We start from the raw sequence: 17,456 nt of genomic DNA on the forward strand, positions 1-17,456 counted from the left end.
GCGGACGGCCATAAATCCGGTTATGGAACCGGAATGTCCCTCCTGCAGTTGCGCACCTTCGTCGAAGTCTACCGCCGTCGTTCACTGAGCGAGGCGGCCCGGGCAATCGGCATCACCCAACCGGCTGCGTCGCAGCACATCGCATCGCTCGAGGCGCAATTGGGCCGTCCCTTGTTCGATCGCCATTCGCGGGGTGTTCGACCAACAGCGATTGCCGACGATCTCGCGGCTTCGATCGGAAGCAGCCTCGACACGGCGGAATCGGCACTGGCCAGCGCGCGGGCCCGATCGTCGCGCATCTCGGGCACGGTCCACATCGCCGCGCCGTCGGACCTACTGGGAGAGATGATCGCGCCCCGACTGGCGCCGCTGCTGGATGCGGGGCTAGACCTGCGCCTGCATATCGGCGGGCGCGAGGCGCTCTATGCCTTGCTGCTCGAAGACAAGGTGCACCTAGCCGTCACCGCCTCGCAGCCCGAAGATCCGCGGTTGGCCTTTCATGCGCTGGGCGAAGAGCACCTGCGCGCCGTAGCCTCGCCCGCCGTGGCCATGCGGATTGCCGAATTGCCGCTTGCCGACGGGCTCAACCGGACGGCCCACCTCGCCTACGACCTCGACCGACCGCTGCTGCGTACCTGGCTCCATGCAAACCAGATCGAGCTGACGAGCCAGCCCGCGTTGACCGCGCCCGATCTGAGGGTGCTACGGTCGGGATTGTGCGCGGGTCTCGGCTGGACGGTGATGCCCGGCTATCTCACCCGCAGCGAACGCGCTGCCTGCACGCTGATCGAGATACCTGCCCCGGTCACGGTGCCGCGCAACGCTTACTACCTCGTCTGGGCACGCTCATCGCTGCGACACCCGCGCGTGGCCATGGCTCGGGACGCCCTGATTGCTGCACTCCGAAAATAATGGTGGCCACGCCTGTTGGGCCGTGAGCGCAATGTCGGGTCTGAACCAGTTGAGCGCTGGCGAAACGAATGGCGGCTTTCGGGATCGTCGGCTACAAGGCCGAACGTCCGAATTTAGGGCCCATTGCTGCCAGACGGTTTCACGGCGACCGAGCGGCAGGTTTTGGTAGAAGCTGTCGTTGAAAGCGCGACCGGCGAACGACGCATCTTGGTCGGAACCGGAAAATCTACACCTGAAGGGCGCTGGACGGGTCGCGTGGAACGCAGTCCCGCCGTCACTGCAATCGGTCCGTCAAAACTTCCCTTCTGCCTTGATTTCCTCGCTGTCGAGGCCGGGAGAGCGGAACCACCAACTTCTTCCGCACTTGTGCCAATAGACGGCTTGTAACACGCGTCGGACACGAACGAGCGGAGATAAAGCCCTTGAAGCAACTAGCTGACGACTTCTGGAATTTTCGGGGCACGTTCAGGATTGCAGGCTTGATCGACGTCGGCACGCAGATGTCCCTCATTCGCCGCCCGACCGGGCGCTTCCTGCTCATAGATAGCTATGAGGTCAGTGGCGAGGATCGCGACGGCCTTCTTGCATTGACCGATAATGGCGACGCGATCGACGCAATCATCAATGTCCATCCCTTCCACACGCTGCACTGCCAAGCCGCCCATAAGTTGGCACCGAAAGCGCGTCTGTTCGGGACGCAGCGACACCGCGAGCAGGCGCCAGAATTGCCGTGGGAAAGAACTATCATCGAAGCGCGCGCCACGCAGGCAGCTTTCGAAGAGTTGGAATTCGAGATCCCGGCAGGTCTCGATCTGGTCGCCGATGACGACAGCGTCCATGCAGCATCCGTCCTAGTGCGCCATCGGAAAAGTCGCATCGTGCACGTCGACGACACGCTCATGGTGCTGGCGGCACCCGGTGTCCTTGGCCACATACTGCCCCAATCTCGCATGCGATTTCATCCCAAGTTGGAGAAGGCGTTGCAGGCACGCCCTGGGGCCGCCGACGACTTCGCCGAATGGGCCAGTGGGCTCGCGGAAAGTTGGGCGGACACACCGATCGTCTGCGCCGCTCACTCCGCCGTACGCGAACTGCCTCCCGGTGGTTGGCGTGACGAGATCACCCAAGCTCTATCCGACGTTCGAGACACTCTGGACCATCACCGATCGCGCCACGGCTGACGTCACCGCGCCGTCCATCAATCAGGAAATTCGACCCTATGAGCGATAAGACTGTCCGCACGATCAATCCTCTCTCCGAGGAAGTGATCGCTACTTACCCGCTCATGTCAGACGAGGAGGCTGCGGCAACCGTGAAGGCGAGCCACGAGGCGTTTCTGGAGTGGCGCCTTCGCAGTCTCGACGACCGCGCCGAGGTCATGGGCGCGATTGGCCAGGCTCTCCGGGCTTCCAAGGAGGAATTTGCGCAGTTGATGACGCGAGAGGTGGGAAAACTCATCAGCGACAGCCGCAGCGAGGTCGATCTCGTGGCGGCGATCTGTGACTATACGGCCGAACATGGTCCCAAGGTGCTGGCCGACGAGGAACGCTCAGCAGAGGGCGCCACCGCCTATGTCGTCCATGCGCCGATCGGCGTGATCTACGGCATTCAACCGTGGAATTTCCCGGCTTATCAAGCGGTGCGATATTCCATCGCCAGTCTGATGGCCGGCTACGGAGTCCTGCTAAAGCATGCTGAGAGTTGCACGGGCAGCGGCCTGTTCCTCCGCGATCTCTACGAACGCGCTGGGCTTCCCAAGGGCCTGTTCGGCGTCCTGATCATCTCGCATGAGCAATCGGACAAGATCATCGAGAATGATCTCGTGCGTGGGATAACTCTGACGGGTAGCGATCGGGCGGGCCGCGCCGTGGCCGCCAAGGCGGGTGAACTGGTCAAGAAGACCGTGCTCGAACTCGGCTCGAATGATGCCTACCTCATTCTCGACGATGCCGACCTCGATCTTGCGATTGAGACCTGCGTCGCAGGCCGCATCTACAACAATGGCCAGACGTGCGTGAACGCCAAGCGCTTCATCGTCACCGAGAAGAACCACGACGCCTTTGTCGAAGGCTATGTCGACAAGTTCCGCGCCATCGAAATGGGAGATCCCACCGACGACGCCAAGAAGCTCGGCCCCCTCGTGAGCGAAGCCCAGAGGGATCAGCTCCACAAGCAGGTGGAAGAAAGCGTCGCCAAGGGCGCACGCGTGCTAGTCGGCGGCGAGGTTCCAGACCGCACCGGGTGGTTCTATCCCGCGACTGTCCTTGTCGACGTGGCCCCCGGGCAGCCTGCCTATGACGACGAGCTGTTCGGACCGGCCGCTTCTATCATTCGGGCGAAGGATGACGAGGATGCGATGCGCATCGCCAATGACAGCCGCTACGGCCTCGGCGGCGGTATATTCAGCCGAGACGTCGACCGCGCGCGCGAACTGGCTGCGAAGTATTTCGACACCGGCATGATCTTCATCAACACCTTCGACGTGGCATCGCCAGATTTGCCATTCGGAGGCGTCAAAACGTCCGGCTACGGCCGCGAACATGGTCCAGAAGGACTGAAGGAGTTCGTGAACGTCAAGTCGATCAAGATCGGCTGAACTGGATGTCGCAGACCCTCCAATGTGACGTCGCGGTGATCGGTGCCGGCACCGCCGGCATCGCCGCTGAGCGGGCAGCCCGAAAGAACGGCGCATCGACGTTGCTGATAGACCCCGAGTTCAACGGCACGACCTGCGCGACCGTGGGCTGCATGCCTTCCAAACTGGTGATCGCCGCTGCACGAGAAGTCGTCCGCATACGCCGCGCAGGCCTGTTCGGCATCGAAGTGGACGGCATGCGGATCGACGGTTCGGCAGTGATGCAGAGGGTGCGGGCGGAGCGGGACAGATTCGCAGCGCTCACACGAGAATCCTTCAATGATATTCCTAAGCAAGTCCTGCTGCGCGCTCGCGCCCGGTTTGATGGACCGAACATCCTCAAGCTCGACGACGGCCGACGCATCGAAGCCCGAGCGATCATCATCGCAACTGGTTCCGTTCCGATCCTGCCCGACCCTTTCGCCGCTCTCGGCGATGCGGCGCTGACCAGCGACCGTGTGTTCGAATTGGAGGATCTGCCCAAGAGGCTGGCGGTCGTTGGATCGGGGGCAATCGGTCTCGAGCTGGCGCAGGCCTTCGCTCACCTCGGGGTCAAGGTCGCCTTGTTCGACAAGGGTGAGCGGATGGCCAAGCTCCGCTGCCCGAAGGTGCATTCGCGCCTTCGCGAGTTCCTGGAGGAGAGCCTCGACCTGCATCTCGGCGTCGATGTCAGCCCGCACCAGACGCGGGAAGGCGCGAAATTACTTTGGCGTGGGAAAAGTGAAGGGGAAGCCGTCTTCGACAAGGTGCTCGTGGCGGTCGGCCGCAAGCCCATGCTCGGTGGTCTCGATCTCGAGAAAGCCGGCCTTGACCTCGATGATCATGGCATCCCGATCCATGATAGAAAGACCATGCGCTGCGGCGAGACGGCAGTTTTCCTTGCAGGGGACGTGGCAGCAGACTTGCCCCTTCTCCACGAGGCATCACATGACGGCGCCATTGCCGGCCGCAACGCCGCAGCGTTTCCCGCGCCAATTCCGGTCTCGCGCAATACCGCGTTCAGCATCACGTTCACGGAGCCCGCACTGGCGACGATCGGCGAGGCAGAGGAGGACGGTGCCATCACCGGCACCGCTGAATTTGGCGATCAGGGACGAGCCCGTGTCGACGGCGTAAACCGAGGTGCACTCACACTGTATGCAGCAGCGCCCAATGGTCGCTTGATCGGTGCCGATCTCATTGCCCCAGCTGGCGAGCATCTGGCGCATATGCTGGCATGGGCGATCCAAAGTGGGCAAACTGCGACGCAGCTTTTGGCCATGCCATTCTATCATCCCACGATAGAGGAGGGGTTGAAGCAAGCGCTGCGAACGATCTGCGCTGCAACGCCAATCGATCTGCCGAGTGATCAGGATAGCGGCACCCCTTCGGGCGCATAACTATTCACATTTACTACAATTTATCCGTTCCACCCTGCTTCTACCAGAGCAGAGCACAGGATGTGCTCGAAAAGCTGCGGTTTTGTCGAAGCCAATATATGCGACCGCCAACAGCCTCTGCTCGGGAACGAGCATTCGTCCGAAGTGTTCTATAGAACGGAATACAATCTCATACGGAGAGCGACATGAGCATCGAAGGAAAGGCCAAGGAAGCCGCCGGATACGTCAAGGAAGAGCTGAACGAGCACGGCAAGACCCCCGAGGCGCAGAAGAAGGCCCAGGAGGGTCGCGACCTGCGCAACGAAGGGCGGATCGAGGACGGCAAGGCGCCGAAGACCACGCCGGTCGGCAGCGGCGCGGAGTAAACTTTCATCCGCTCCCAAGCAAAGCGCCGCCCCTCACCGGGCGGCGTTTTTCATTTCGGATTTGCCTATTTCAGCGGCGTGTAAAGGCGATGAAAGGGGCTGACCCTGAGGTGCTCCGGTGTCAGGCGGATATGCAGCCCGTCGTCCAAAGGCCCATCCAGCGCAAAGGCCTTTTCCGCCTCGTAAATGTCGTCGCGGCGCGCATCCTTCCAGTCTGAAATGCTTCCAAACGCGCGCTCCTTTTGCTCCTTCATCGTGGTCGCAACCACGAAACTTCTCGGCCGCCAGGGGCCGCTCCCCGGTCGCGTCGATGAGCGCCGGGAAGTGTCTCCGGTCGCCATCGATGGTGACGACCGCGCCCGCCTCCGTTCCGCGTGTTTCGATCCTGCGGACCCGCCCAAATTTGCCTCGGCCTTCCAGCGCTCGGTTGGCGTCACACCGTCTCAATGGACACAACGCATGCGGCACTGACCCAGTTCAGGCCTTTATCAAAAAATTCTGGAAACTTGCAGATTTTGGAAGTATTGAGAATTTATGCCTTCTCTCGCGCAGATCGTTTCGGCCGCTGGGCTTTCTGACCATATTCTGAGCGAACGCCAATTGGATGGGTTGCTGGGCGGAAGCGCCGCACGCCGATACGGCCTCGTAAATCGCGGATTGAAAGATGGATCACTCGTCCGGTTGAAGCGCGGCGCCTATCTGCTTGGGAAAAACTATCGAAGCGGCTCCACCCATCCCTTTGCCATCGCTCAGGGATTGGTGTCCGGGAGCTATGTGTCGTTTGAAAGCGCGCTTGCCTATCATGGCTGGATTCCCGAGGCCGTCTTCCTGACGGCAAGCGTATCACCGGGTCGCAAGAGCCTTACCTATGAGACCAGCGATTTTGGTCAATTCAGCTTCCATCCTCTCGCCATCGAGAAGTATCGTTTCCTGGAGGGCGTGGATCGCGTAAAGCTGGGCGCAATGACGGCGTTTGTCGCCCAGCCTCTCCGCGCGCTCATGGACCTCGTCGCACTCAGAAAAGAACCCTGGTCCGGATTGGACTGGCTGACCTCCGGCATGAGGATCGATCAGGACCTGCTTCTAGGCCTCAGGCGCCATGATTTCGCCAAGCTCCGCCCCGTTTACAAGCACAAGGCCGTAAGACTGTTTCTGCTCGAGTTGGAAAACTGTGTCCTGAAAGCGAAAACCACCGCAGCCGGCAAGGACGTGCCATGATCGACATCATCAAACAAAAGCTGCGGCAATATGGAGCCGCCAACGCGCTCGAGGAGGAGAATGCAGTCAAGGAGATCCTGCAAGAGATTGCGTTATATGCCCTGTGGCGCGCCGACTTCTTCGACCTGGCGCTTTTTCAGGGCGGCACCTCGCTCCGGATCCTGCATGGTTTGCCACGATTTTCGGAGGATCTCGATTTTCTCTTGCGTGCGCCCGATTGCGGTTTCGACTGGTCGCCCTATCTCAAGACCCTCGTCGCGGTCTTCGCGCAGTTCGGCCTGAAGCTCGAGGCGCAACCACGGGCCAGGATGGAACAGGCCATCCGCCAGGCGCTCATCAAGGACGATTCTCTCGCCAGCCAACTCGACCTGTCTTTTGCGGGCTCGGGGCGGCCCAGGACGATCCGGATCAAGCTGGAGATCGACGTCAATCCGCCGGCAGGTTCCGGAGAGGCAGCCACCTATCTCGATTTTCCTGCTGACCATGAGGTTCGCCACCAGGATCTGTCCTCCAACTTCGCGCTCAAGATCCACGCGCTTCTGTGCCGCGGCTTCCTCAAGGGCCGAGACTGGTATGACTTCTCCTGGTATGTGGCCAAGGGCGTCACCCCCAATCTCGCATTGCTGAGGAACGCGCTGCTTCAGGCTGGTCCATGGGCTGGCGACGGAACAGTTACTGCGGACATGCCATGGCTCAGAGACGCGCTGAAAAGCCCGATCTCACGCATCGACTGGGGAGCCGCAGCCGACGATGTGCGTCGGTTTCTCAAGCCAGCGGAAATCAAATCGTTGGACCTGTGGAGCGAGCGCTTCTTTCTTGCGAAGGTCGACAAGCTTGTCGCTGGCTGAGACGATCAGTGAAAGAACAGCCAGAGGAGCAGAATGATCGGAATCGGAACGCCAATCAGCCAAAGCAGAATACTTTTCCCATTGCCAGTCTCCCGTCATTTCATCGGGAGAATGACCGGGCTTTTCCTATGTTCCGTCATGGAAGACGCAGAGAGCCTGGAATGAGCAGGGCATGGCGACACGGTATGATCCGATCCATCCTGCCCCTCTCCAGCATTTTCGATGGTCTTCAGGCGAGGTTCCGGTTATCCCCGCGGCAAACGGGGGGTGTATCGCGGCTTAAACCACGATACATGGGGAAGATGGCATCGGCGCAGCAACTCATTGGTCTCGTGAAGAGCCACGCGGAAGGCGATTCCGAGCGCTTCTTCGACCTCGCCATGCAGCTTTCATCGGCCGAAGAGCAAAAAGGCCATAAGCGGCTTGCCGAACAGCTTCGCCAATGGGCCCATGCGGGACAATCACCGCCAACCAGTGTCGTCGGTGCCAGCCGTCCGACGGCGATCGCTGCGCCGCGCGGTGACCTCGCGGAATTCCTGCTGGCCTCCTATCCGGCCGAGCGCCTGGGTAGCGTCATCCTCCCCTCGCCGATTGCCGAGGAACTGGCCCATATCGTCGTCGAGACCCGAATGCGGGAGAAACTCGAGGAAAAAGGCCTGAAGCCCAGGCGCCGCCTGTTGCTCTCGGGTCCTCCGGGGACAGGCAAGACCCTGAGCGCCCACAGCCTTGCCGGAGAGCTTCAGTTCCCGCTTTTCTCCGTCCTGCTGCACGGGCTCATCACCAAATATATGGGCGAGACTGCGCAGAAACTGAAACTCGTTTTCGACGCGATCAAGACCACGCGGGGCGTCTACCTGTTCGACGAGATCGATGCGCTTGCAGCGGCGCGCGGCGATGGCAACGATGTGGGCGAAGCGCGCCGCGTCCTCAATTCCTTCCTGCAGTTCCTCGACGAGGACACCGGCCCGTCGATTGTCGTGGCGACGACGAACCTCGCCGAAATTCTCGATCGGGCCGTGCTGCGGCGTTTCGATCTCGTCCTGTCCTATGAACTGCCCGATGCCGCGGCGATCCGGGAAGCGGTGGAGCGGCGTCTCATCGGATTTTCCATTTCCAGACTGTCCTGGACGAAAGTGACCGATGGTGCGGCGGGGCTCTCGACGGCCGACGTCGTGGCGGCCGCGGAAGATGCCGCCCGCCGCGCGGTGCTTGGGGACAGGCTGGCCATCACGACACAGGATCTGCTCAATTCGCTGGAGCGCCGTCGCTCGCTACAGGGGCTAGGAAGAGGCGGGCATGCCACGGGATCGACGTCATTTTCTGTTGAAGGATCTGGGAAAGCCCCATCCCTTTCAGGCCAAAAGCGGAGGCGGCGGAAAGTCGCCGAGTGACGTTCTCGACCGGGCAGGCCATGCCCAGGCCCTCCTGAAGGCGATCGACGCACTTCCCGGCATGGCAGCAGAGCATCTGCCTGGCCTCTATCTCGAGGTGCAGAGCCGCCCGAACGAAAAGCTGAAAAAAGACAGTCTCAACGCGAGCGGCGTGGCGTTGCTCCGCTGCAATTCTGAAACCCACGAAGGCATCGCAACCGAATCCGCCACGCTCTTCGCGACAGCAAGAGGCGTCGAAAATCTTCGCAAGAAGGTCGAACAGTTCGAAAAGGAGGACATGCCCGCCAGGGAGAAGGATGGCGAGATCATCCCGGGCCGCCCCAGGAACGCCGACCTCGTCCAGAGCCTTGCCGCGATCACCGAGGCGGGCCTCAGGGCGTTGTGGAGGGGTCCCCAGGAGCGCTTCCCCGAGGCTGATGGCGTGATCGCCTGGGAGCTCTGGCTCGAGCCAGGGGAGGCGGATGCCTTCATCGCGAAAGCCGCCGACTATCAAGTCGAAATCGGCGGTGACCGGCTTGTCTTTCCCGAGGACGTCGTTGTCATTGCCCGGGCGCCGCGGAACAATATCGCGCTTGCGGTAAGACGCCTTGGGTCGGTTCGGGCTCTCGCCGAGCCGGTCGTGACTGCCGATTTCTTCGACGCGATGGACGTCCAGGAACAGGCGGCCTGGGTTGCCGAGCTGGGCGAGAGAACAACCTTTGCGGGTCTTCCGGACGGCGGCTATGTGACGCTTCTCGATACCGGGGTGAGCCGCGCTCATCCTCTGATCGCTCCGGTGCTTGCCGCCGAGGATCGCCATGCGGCCGATCCCGCTTGGGGCCTTGACGATGTGAAGGGCCACGGCACCCAGCTGGCCGGCCTGGCGCTGTACGGCGATCTGACGAATGTTCTTCAGACGATGCAGCCCGTGACGGTCGCTCATCGCCTGGAATCCGTGAAGCTGCTGCCCGATGCCGGCGTCAATCCGCACCATCTCCTGGGCGCTGTCACGCGAAGGGCAATCGATGCCGTCGAGCTCACGCCGCGTCGCCGCACCTTCACCATGGCGGCGACCACGGACGAGGACAGTCCGCACGACGGCGCGCCCACGTCCTGGTCCAGTGAGGTGGATCAACTCGCTGCAGGCGTTTCGGGAGCGCAGCCCAACAGGCGGCTTGTCCTCGTGTCCGCGGGCAACACGGATAATTTCGCGTTCGGCGCGGGGCCTTATCTCGATGTCTGCGACCACGGCGACAATGAACTGGAATCGCCGTCCCAGGCCTGGAATGCGGTCTGTGTCGGTGCCTATACTGAAAAGACGATGGTGCCGCCCGGGGAAGGCCTCGTCATCGTCGCGCCGCCGGGCGACCTTTCGCCGAGCTCCCGCACGGCGTCATGGTCATCGACCTGGCCGCTCAAGCCCGATGTGGTGCTCGAAGGAGGCAACTGGGCCGTCGGTCATGCGCCGCCGCCGATGCGGCATGGCTGGCTTTCGCTGCTGACGACGCATCATGGTTATCCGCAACGATCCTTCAGCTTCACCTATGATACGAGCGCCGCGACAGCAATCGCGGCCGGTCAGGTCACCGAATTATGGTCTGACTATCCGCAGCTCTGGCCGGAAACGATCAGGGGCCTCTATGTCGCCTCGGCGCGATGGACCCCTCAGATGCGCTCGCATCTTCCGGCCAATCCCAGCAAAGGAGACTATGCCCGGCTGTTTCGTCGCTACGGCTATGGCGTTCCAGACCTGGCGCGCGCCCGGCGCAGCGCCGCAAATGCGCTGAGCCTTGTCGTTCAGGACGTGATCACGCCCTATGGGTTGTCGGAAAAGACCGGCGGCGACGTACACAAGGAGATGCGGCTCTTTACCCTCCCCTGGCCGGTCGAGGCTCTGCGTAAGCTCGGCAATACGCCCATCACGCTACGCGTGGCGCTCAGCTCGTTCATCGCGCCCAATCCCTCCGAGGCTTCGCGGGGATCGCGTTATCGCTATGCCTCCCATAATCTGCGTTTCAAGTTGAACCGTGCAGGCGAGAATGCAGGCCAGTTTTTGGCACGGATCAGCAAGGCGGCGGAGCCTGCCGGACCGCAGATCGAGGAGGATGATCTCTGGGACTATGGCAGCGACCGCCGCGACGTCGGTTCACTTCATATCGACCAGCTCACGTGCAGGGCGTCCGACCTCGCCCGCCGCAATCTCCTCGCCGTGCATCCCGTTGCGGGCTGGTGGAAATCAAAGGCCCTCCTGCAGGGCGGCTTGCCGGAGGTCCGTTTCGCGCTGATCGTCGAAATCGATACGCAAGGGATCGAAGCCGAGCTCTATGCCGAAGTCGAAGCAAAGGTTGCCGCGCTGACGCCGGCCCAGGCCGTCGTTATTTGATCAGGTGCACCCAGGCCCTGCGAAGGCCCTTGGGCTTCAGGCGATCGGCGACAGCGCGATTTTCTTCTCGATCTCGGCCGAGGCTTTTTCCGCCTTTTTGCGACGATTGAACACTTGGCGCATATAAGTCTGATCCTTGGGGGTCAGCACTTTCTCCGCTTCCACGAACTGCTCGGTTTCTTCCTCGAGGATGTGGTCGAGATATTCCTCCTTGAGCGCCGCGAAATGGCGTAGCCAACCTGGCGCAGTCATGTCGCGCGCGGCTGCATCCGCCATCAGCTTGTCGAGCTTGTGATGATCGCCGACCGCATGCCGCGCGAATTCCGTCGTATCGGGATTGCGCATGACGGTCGACCAGAGCGCCTGCTCCTCAGCCGCCGCATGGCCATGCACGTCGCGAACGAATTCCTCGAACAGCGTCTTGCGTTCGGGGTCTTTCGGCCCGGTTGCATCGATCATGGCGAGCAGGGCGCGATGCTTGTCATGGTCCTCGACCAGCCGACCGAAGATAGCCGGATTGCCGCGAAATTTGGTCGCTGGTGTCGACCCGATCCGGGCCGGGACATCGGGGGCAATCGATTTGGCGCGCGCGACAGACGCGGCTTTCGCTTCTCGCTGCTTGGTCGGGCTGGCCTGGCGCGGCATGATGGTTCCTCCTGCCTGTTTTTGGGAGCGCGAGGCTGTTGCGCTACCGTATCGTCGCATAACGAATCCGGCCCTCCCGCGTTCCTGCGGGGAAACAGCCATCATGACGATGCCTAAAAGGCCGCAAGGCGAGGAGAACCTTCAGAGCGAACGGTTGCAGCGCTGACGCGGCCCCTTAGTTCAGCGAGAGGGACGGATAGGCGTCGCGCTCATAGACGACGACGCCGTGCGATGCTTTGGCGATACGGCGCTCCCAATCCTGCCGGCGCACGAAGCCGGGCAAGGTCGACTGCGCGGTGACCATGAAGACCGTCCATTCAGGATGAACCTCGGTAAGGACGGCGGTTTGGGTCTTTGCGCCAGTATCGAAGGTGATGGCCGCTGCAAGCGCTGTGCCTTCGCCCCACTCGACCTGCGCCAGCAGCACTAGGCTGATTGCACGCCAGGGTTCGACCCGGCTGCGGTTTCCCGAACGCAGCGTGAGGCAGGTTCGCTCGACGGCTATGATCTGAAGGGGTCGGGGCAGTGGCTTGGCCATGGCGTCCCCATAAGACAGAGCGGCAGCATCCGACCACGGTCTTTACTCCTGAAGCCGTGGCCAACACAGGCCTGCCTCTATCGAATTGCGACAAGCCGTACCCTGGCTTTGCCTGGACGCCGAAACCAAAGGGATGCGAGCCAGTTAAGGCCGCATGGAGAGATCGACAGTTCCTTTTGCCCTCGTCGTGGATGATGACGCCCTGATCCTGATGCTTGCCCGCGAGATACTGGAGGAAGCCGGATTTCGCTGTCATGAGGCCAAAAGCGGCGATGAGGCGATCGCGCTTCTTGAGACGCATCACGATTCCGTCGTGCTGCTCTTTTCCGATGTCGAGATGCCGGGATCGACGAACGGTTTTGCGCTCGCCCGTCATGTTGACACCCATTGGCCGCATATCGAGATCGTGATCGCCAGCGGACGCATGACGCCCGAGCCCGGCGACATGCCCGATCGCGCGACCTTCATCGGCAAGCCTGTGGATCGGCGTGCAAAAAGGACCCCGTTAGCGGGGTGATCGGCGTCTAAAAGGGACCCCTCATTTCGATAGCTTACACAGCCGCGTGGAAGTTCATGCGGCGAGATCGGGATGTTGGTTTTGGAGACAGTGGTTCGTATCCGGCGTGAGTATGCCGGCGGGAAGGCGATCAAGGCGATCGCGCGTGATCTGCATGTGTCGCGGAAGGTAATCCGCAAGGCGATCCGGGCGCCGGAAGGCGCATTTGATTATCGACGCAAGGTTCAGCCGCTGCCGCGGATCGGTCCGTTTCAGGATCGGCTGGATGTGCTGCTGGAAGAGAACGAGGTACGGGGCCGACGTGACCGGCTTCGGATGACCCGTATCCACGACCTTCTGGTGCGTGAGGGTTTCGAGGGCTCTTACGATGCCGTGCGCCGCTATGCGGCGCGGTGGAAGATCGAGCGGCGCAGGGATGTCGGCGACGGGACGACGGCCTTCATTCCGATGCTGTTCCAGCCCGGCGAGGCCTACCAGTTCGATTGGAGCCACGAGGATGTCGAGATCGCCGGCAAGCCGATGCGGGTAAAGGTCGCGCACATGAGGCTGTGCGCATCGCGGGCTGTGTATGTCCGGGCCTATCCACGCGAGACCCAGGAGATGCTGTTCGACGCGCATGCGCGCGGCTTTGCCTTCTTCGGCGGCGTGCCCCGGCGCGGCATCTACGATAATATGAAGACGGCGGTGACGAGCGTGTTCACCGGCAAGGACCGGGTGTTCAACCGGCGGTTCCTGATCATGGCCGACCATTATATGGTCGAGCCCACGGCCTGCTCGCCGGCGGCGGGATGGGAGAAGGGTCAGGTCGAGAACCAGGTGCAGACGATCCGGGGACGCTTCTTCCAGCCCCGTCTGCGGTTCGCCAGCCTCGAGGAGCTCAATGGCTGGCTGGAAGCTGAGTGCCGACGCTGGGCCGAACGGCAGGCCCATCCTGAGCAGGGCGACCAGACCGTGGCGCAGATGCTGGAGATGGAACGTCCTGCATTACAGTCGATGCTGGGGCCGTTCGACGGCTTCAACGAGAGCGAGCACGGCGTGTCGGGCACCTGCCTGATCAGCTACGATCGCAACCGTTACTCGGTCCTCTCGACGGTGGCGCGGCGCACGGTGCAGGTTCGGGCCTATGCCGACCGCATTGTCGTGCGATGCGGCGATGAGGTCGTCGCTGAGCATCCCCGCTTCTTCGGGCGGAACCGCACCATCTATGATCCCTGGCACTATCTGCCGGTGCTGGCCCGCAAGCCCGGCGCTTTACGCAACGGCGCACCCTTCCAGGACTGGGAACTGCCGCCGGCGCTCGCCCGGTTGCGACGCAAGCTGGGCAACGGCGATGATGCCGATCGGCGGTTCGTGCGCGTGCTGGCGGCCGTGCTGACCGATGGCCTGGAACTCGTCGAAGCCGCCGTGCGGGAGGCACTGGCAACCGGCACGGCGAGCGACGACTTGATCCTCAATATCCTGGCACGGCGCCGCGAACCGCCGCGACCGCTGACGATCGTCACGTCGGAGGACAATGCCCTGCGGCATCCGCCGATCGCCGACTGTTCCCGTTACGACCAACTGAGGAACTTCCATGCAGCGGCATGACATGATCGACGCGATGCGCGGGCTCGGACTCAAGGGGATGGCCGGCGCGTTCGATGAGGCCGTCACCACAGGGCTTCAGCGCCAGCGCACGACGATGGAGATACTGACCGATCTGCTGCGTGCGGAGGCAACGCACCGCCACGCCGCCTCGATCCGATACCGGATGGCGGCCGCCAAGCTACCGGTGGTGAAGGACATTGATGCCTTCCACTTCGAGGGGACGCCGATCAACGAGGGGCTGGTCCGTTCGCTGCACGGCGGGGCGTTCCTGCCCGCACGGCGCAATGTCGTCCTGGTCGGTGGCACCGGCACCGGCAAAACCCATCTGGCCATCGCCATCACCGCCAATGTCGTCCGCGCTGGAGCGCGGGGGCGTTACTTCAACACCGTGGATCTGGTGACCCGCCTCGAAGAGGAAGCCCGGATCGGAAAAAGCGGCGCGCTTGCCGCCCAGCTCTCTCGCCTCGACCTCGTCGTGCTCGATGAGCTTGGCTATCTTCCCTTCGCCCGTTCAGGCGGGCAGTTGCTGTTCCATCTGGTCAGCAAACTTTACGAGCAAACCAGCGTCATCATCACGACCAACCTGGCGTTCGGGGAATGGCCGACGGTGTTCGGCGACCCCAAGATGACCACCGCTCTCCTCGATCGCGTCACCCACCATTGCGACATCATCGAGACCGGCAATGACAGCTGGCGCTTCAAGAACCGAAACTGATCCCCCGCCGCACGCCGGGATTAAGATGCTTTGCGCTGCGCGCGCCTCCGGTCGGGCTCCGCCCTCCCTACGCCGCGCGCAGCGCAAGGCGCGTTCCTCGACCGTCGTGGCATCCTTGAAAGGGGGTCCCTTTTGCGCGCCGATCGGGGGTCCCGTTTGCACGCCGATTGACACTCCGGGCCGGTGCGACAGTCTTGTGCATACGCGGCTACCCGCCAACGGGAACCGTTAGGCGAGCGTAAACTACAAGCCTATAAGGGGATCATAATGAGTGAGACCCTGCCTAGACGCCCATATCTGATGACCGACTGGCCTCAGTCGGATGGCAGGACGTTCTTGGCATATGCCTTCTCGTTCTTCTGCGGTATCGAATGGGGCATGAGCTTCGAGGAAATCGACGCAGCCTTCGACCCACATTCAGCGTGCGATGGTCAAATCCGACAGCAGATCATGGGTGCCGTCCTAAACTTCGGTCGCGTTTTCCAGCAGGGTCGTATCGCAACCTACGCGCGACCCATCGGTGGTGGTGCTCCGAAACCACTTCCGAAAGAGATGTGGGAGCTCGATGATTTCGGGTGGCGCTTTGGCGCCAGCGCCATCGATCCGTCCGATCCATTCAATCCCGGTGCTGCGCCGACGCATTGGATCTTCGTGAACACCGACCAGTTCGACGAAATTCTAGGACTGGTGCAAGGTGATCCACCGGCGCAAGCCAAGGATCGGGAGAGTTCTTCGGCCGATGCACGGCCGGCGGAAATTCCAGAGACGCCGAGGCCTCTAGCCACGGAGGATCGCTACCTGCGCAAGGCCGAGGTTCTCAAGTTGGTGCCTTTTTCAAGAAGCACGCTGGACGACCGCGTTCGCCGCGGCCTTTTCCCAAAGAGCCAGAACCTCGGCGGAGGTATCGTGGCTTGGTGGTTGCCGGATATCCTCGAATGGATGCGCGACAACGGCGGACGAACTTGATCCTAGCGCCGACGGCGGCGAGGTCCCTCCACCGCAACGGAAAGGGGTCCGGCACCATCAAGGATTAACGCTGCCCAATCCTCGGCCAACTCGCGTCGGCGCTCCTTGTAAGCCGCCCGGTTGTAGCGGAACTCGGCAGCGGACATTCCGGTCGGCCTATGGGCGAGCATGAGATCGATGATTAGCCGATCGATCGACAGGCGCTCAGCGCCTGGAAGGGTGCGCTCGACGCGACCGTTCATGATCGTCGAAAAGCTCGAACGCCAACCGTGCGGTACATGCCGACCCTTCCAACCTTCTCGATTATAGAGGTAGCCCACGGCATTCTCGCTGATGGGTTCGCTCGAATTCGTGACGCTTGGAAAAACCAGCCGACCGCGTCCAGTCAGTGGCCTGATTGCCCGCAGAACATCGACGGCTGCGCGAACGAGCGGGACCTCGTGTTCAAAGGCCTCATCCTCACGTAGCGCCAGTTCCTGCTTCAACTTTTCCGCTGGAACGCGCCAAATCGCACCAGACACGTCCTGATCGGCATTTGCCCAGTCGATGCCCTCGAACTCCACCCATTCCGCGCTTCGCGACATGCCCGGCCGCTGCGCAACCAGAGCCATGAAGCGCGAGCAAAGACGCGTGACTGGCGATGCCCCCGCCTGGTCGACCGCACGGACAAGGCTGCGAATATCCTTGACCTCCGTAAGCGCGGGGTAGCGCTTCTTCGGCGGCACGGGCTTGAGCGCATCCCGGACGTTGACTGCGGGATTGGCGTTCTTTGCGCCCGCGCCCGCAGCATATCGAAAGACGCGTTCGGCGCGCTGACGAAGCCGATGCGCAGTTTCGATTGCACCACGGCGCTCCACATTGCGCAGCGCAGCCAACATGAGCCCCTCGTCGATCTCTTCCACTGGAAACCCGCCGATCGAGGGGAACAGGTCGCGCTCCATCGAGGTGATCACGTCGTTGGCGTGAACCTCCTTCCAGCGGCTCTTCTCGTTCTCGTGCCAGCTGCGCGCGAACATCTCGAATGTGTTCTCGTGCCCCACTTTACGCGTGTGTTTCGCGCGCTGCGCCTCGAGGCTGGGGTCCCGACCCTCGCGCAGCATGCGCTTAGCGTCATCGCGCATCTCCCGTGCGCGTTTCAGGGACACGTCAGGGTAGGCGCCAAACACGATACGGCGCTCCTTGCCCCCGAACGTAAACTTGTAACGCCAGCTCTTACCGCCACCCGGCGAAACGAAGAGGTGCAGTCCGCCGGAGTCGGTGACTTTATACCCCTTCTCCTTTGGCTGCTTGCCCTTGAAGTAGGCGTCGGTCTTTTTGACCTTCTCTGTGTTCTTCTCGACGCTCTCTTCCGGTTCCATGGTGCCCCGATCCTGTAGAG

General features: G+C 62.0%; 17 protein-coding genes. 13 read left to right on the forward strand and 4 right to left on the reverse strand.

The window, feature by feature from the left end; all coding sequences use genetic code 11:
- The first annotated feature begins 33 nt into the window (after positions 1-33).
- From ACGGKE_RS10640 to ACGGKE_RS10660, 5 genes are all read left to right on the forward strand, one after another.
- A complete protein-coding gene (locus tag ACGGKE_RS10640) occupies positions 34-912 on the forward strand; it encodes a LysR family transcriptional regulator (protein WP_062344839.1) in 879 nt (292 codons plus the stop codon).
- A 422-nt stretch (positions 913-1,334) separates the two neighbouring features.
- Positions 1,335-2,093: a hypothetical protein gene (locus tag ACGGKE_RS10645; RefSeq protein ID WP_127691736.1), complete on the forward strand. Its 759-nt coding sequence runs from the start codon at positions 1,335-1,337 to the stop codon at positions 2,091-2,093.
- Positions 2,094-2,131: 38 nt separating this feature from the next.
- Positions 2,132-3,508, forward strand: coding sequence for an NAD-dependent succinate-semialdehyde dehydrogenase (locus ACGGKE_RS10650; protein ID WP_394437681.1), 1,377 nt, complete (start codon positions 2,132-2,134; stop codon positions 3,506-3,508).
- A gap of 5 nt (positions 3,509-3,513) precedes the next feature.
- Entirely contained in the window at positions 3,514-4,926 is a 1,413-nt protein-coding gene (locus tag ACGGKE_RS10655) for a dihydrolipoyl dehydrogenase (RefSeq protein ID WP_127691735.1), read from the forward strand.
- A gap of 185 nt (positions 4,927-5,111) precedes the next feature.
- On the forward strand, positions 5,112-5,291 hold the full coding sequence (locus ACGGKE_RS10660) for a hypothetical protein (RefSeq protein WP_127691734.1): 180 nt from the start codon (positions 5,112-5,114) through the stop codon (positions 5,289-5,291).
- A 65-nt stretch (positions 5,292-5,356) separates the two neighbouring features.
- Here ACGGKE_RS10660 and ACGGKE_RS10665 read toward each other — a convergent pair whose 3' ends face one another.
- A complete protein-coding gene (locus tag ACGGKE_RS10665) occupies positions 5,357-5,560 on the reverse strand; it encodes a hypothetical protein (protein ID WP_394437684.1) in 204 nt (67 codons plus the stop codon).
- 265 nt (positions 5,561-5,825) lie between these two features.
- Between ACGGKE_RS10665 and ACGGKE_RS10670 the strand changes: the two genes are divergently transcribed.
- From ACGGKE_RS10670 to ACGGKE_RS10685, 4 genes are all read left to right on the forward strand, one after another.
- The gene (locus ACGGKE_RS10670) at positions 5,826-6,509 is read left to right on the forward strand and encodes a hypothetical protein (RefSeq protein ID WP_127691732.1); all 684 of its coding nucleotides are present in this window, start codon (positions 5,826-5,828) and stop codon (positions 6,507-6,509) included.
- Positions 6,506-7,357: a nucleotidyl transferase AbiEii/AbiGii toxin family protein gene (locus tag ACGGKE_RS10675; RefSeq protein WP_127691731.1), complete on the forward strand. Its 852-nt coding sequence runs from the start codon at positions 6,506-6,508 to the stop codon at positions 7,355-7,357. Before ACGGKE_RS10670 ends, ACGGKE_RS10675 begins: the two co-directional genes overlap by 4 nt.
- Before the next feature lie 302 nt (positions 7,358-7,659).
- Positions 7,660-8,748, forward strand: coding sequence for an AAA family ATPase (locus ACGGKE_RS10680; protein WP_127691730.1), 1,089 nt, complete (start codon positions 7,660-7,662; stop codon positions 8,746-8,748).
- Entirely contained in the window at positions 8,681-11,110 is a 2,430-nt protein-coding gene (locus ACGGKE_RS10685; protein WP_206517728.1) for a S8 family peptidase, read from the forward strand. The genes ACGGKE_RS10680 and ACGGKE_RS10685 overlap by 68 nt, the downstream gene beginning before the upstream one ends.
- Before the next feature lie 36 nt (positions 11,111-11,146).
- Here ACGGKE_RS10685 and ACGGKE_RS10690 read toward each other — a convergent pair whose 3' ends face one another.
- Positions 11,147-11,755, reverse strand: a complete 609-nt coding sequence (locus ACGGKE_RS10690; protein WP_127691729.1) for a hemerythrin domain-containing protein — start codon at positions 11,753-11,755, stop codon at positions 11,147-11,149.
- Positions 11,756-11,930: 175 nt separating this feature from the next.
- Entirely contained in the window at positions 11,931-12,293 is a 363-nt protein-coding gene (locus ACGGKE_RS10695) for a hypothetical protein (protein WP_127691728.1), read from the reverse strand.
- A 187-nt stretch (positions 12,294-12,480) separates the two neighbouring features.
- Here ACGGKE_RS10695 and ACGGKE_RS10700 point away from each other — a divergent pair, with 187 nt between their 5' ends.
- From ACGGKE_RS10700 to ACGGKE_RS10715, 4 genes are all read left to right on the forward strand, one after another.
- Positions 12,481-12,810 (forward strand): response regulator, encoded by a 330-nt coding sequence (locus tag ACGGKE_RS10700; RefSeq protein WP_394437691.1) that lies wholly within the window; start codon positions 12,481-12,483, stop codon positions 12,808-12,810.
- A 72-nt stretch (positions 12,811-12,882) separates the two neighbouring features.
- Positions 12,883-14,397 (forward strand): IS21 family transposase, encoded by a 1,515-nt coding sequence (gene istA / locus ACGGKE_RS10705; protein WP_394436753.1) that lies wholly within the window; start codon positions 12,883-12,885, stop codon positions 14,395-14,397.
- The gene (istB, locus tag ACGGKE_RS10710) at positions 14,384-15,112 is read left to right on the forward strand and encodes an IS21-like element helper ATPase IstB (protein WP_037482228.1); all 729 of its coding nucleotides are present in this window, start codon (positions 14,384-14,386) and stop codon (positions 15,110-15,112) included. Before istA ends, istB begins: the two co-directional genes overlap by 14 nt.
- Before the next feature lie 300 nt (positions 15,113-15,412).
- Positions 15,413-16,078 carry a helix-turn-helix transcriptional regulator gene (locus ACGGKE_RS10715; protein WP_394437693.1) on the forward strand — a complete coding sequence of 222 codons (666 nt, stop codon included), beginning with the start codon at positions 15,413-15,415 and terminating at the stop codon, positions 16,076-16,078.
- A gap of 2 nt (positions 16,079-16,080) precedes the next feature.
- Here ACGGKE_RS10715 and ACGGKE_RS10720 read toward each other — a convergent pair whose 3' ends face one another.
- Entirely contained in the window at positions 16,081-17,436 is a 1,356-nt protein-coding gene (locus ACGGKE_RS10720; RefSeq protein WP_394437695.1) for a tyrosine-type recombinase/integrase, read from the reverse strand.
- Positions 17,437-17,456: the final 20 nt, after the last annotated feature.

The organism is Sphingobium naphthae (assembly GCF_043589935.1).
Taxonomy (GTDB): Bacteria; Pseudomonadota; Alphaproteobacteria; order Sphingomonadales; family Sphingomonadaceae; genus Sphingobium; species Sphingobium naphthae_A.

What these genes read in the sequence shown, in the direction of transcription:
- ACGGKE_RS10660 (WP_127691734.1), top strand. Translation starts at nt 5,112, where the DNA reads ATGAGCATCGAAGGAAAGGCCAAGGAAGCCGCCGGATACGTCAAGGAA.
- ACGGKE_RS10715 (WP_394437693.1), top strand. Translation starts at nt 15,413, where the DNA reads ATGACCGACTGGCCTCAGTCGGATGGCAGGACGTTCTTGGCATATGCC.
- ACGGKE_RS10695 (WP_127691728.1), bottom strand. Translation starts at nt 12,293, where the DNA reads ATGGCCAAGCCACTGCCCCGACCCCTTCAGATCATAGCCGTCGAGCGA.
- ACGGKE_RS10720 (WP_394437695.1), bottom strand. Translation starts at nt 17,436, where the DNA reads ATGGAACCGGAAGAGAGCGTCGAGAAGAACACAGAGAAGGTCAAAAAG.
- ACGGKE_RS10680 (WP_127691730.1), top strand. Translation starts at nt 7,660, where the DNA reads ATGGCATCGGCGCAGCAACTCATTGGTCTCGTGAAGAGCCACGCGGAA.
- istB (WP_037482228.1), top strand. Translation starts at nt 14,384, where the DNA reads ATGCAGCGGCATGACATGATCGACGCGATGCGCGGGCTCGGACTCAAG.
- istA (WP_394436753.1), top strand. Translation starts at nt 12,883, where the DNA reads ATGTTGGTTTTGGAGACAGTGGTTCGTATCCGGCGTGAGTATGCCGGC.
- ACGGKE_RS10675 (WP_127691731.1), top strand. Translation starts at nt 6,506, where the DNA reads ATGATCGACATCATCAAACAAAAGCTGCGGCAATATGGAGCCGCCAAC.
- ACGGKE_RS10655 (WP_127691735.1), top strand. Translation starts at nt 3,514, where the DNA reads ATGTCGCAGACCCTCCAATGTGACGTCGCGGTGATCGGTGCCGGCACC.
- ACGGKE_RS10640 (WP_062344839.1), top strand. Translation starts at nt 34, where the DNA reads ATGTCCCTCCTGCAGTTGCGCACCTTCGTCGAAGTCTACCGCCGTCGT.
- ACGGKE_RS10670 (WP_127691732.1), top strand. Translation starts at nt 5,826, where the DNA reads ATGCCTTCTCTCGCGCAGATCGTTTCGGCCGCTGGGCTTTCTGACCAT.
- ACGGKE_RS10690 (WP_127691729.1), bottom strand. Translation starts at nt 11,755, where the DNA reads ATGCCGCGCCAGGCCAGCCCGACCAAGCAGCGAGAAGCGAAAGCCGCG.
- ACGGKE_RS10650 (WP_394437681.1), top strand. Translation starts at nt 2,132, where the DNA reads ATGAGCGATAAGACTGTCCGCACGATCAATCCTCTCTCCGAGGAAGTG.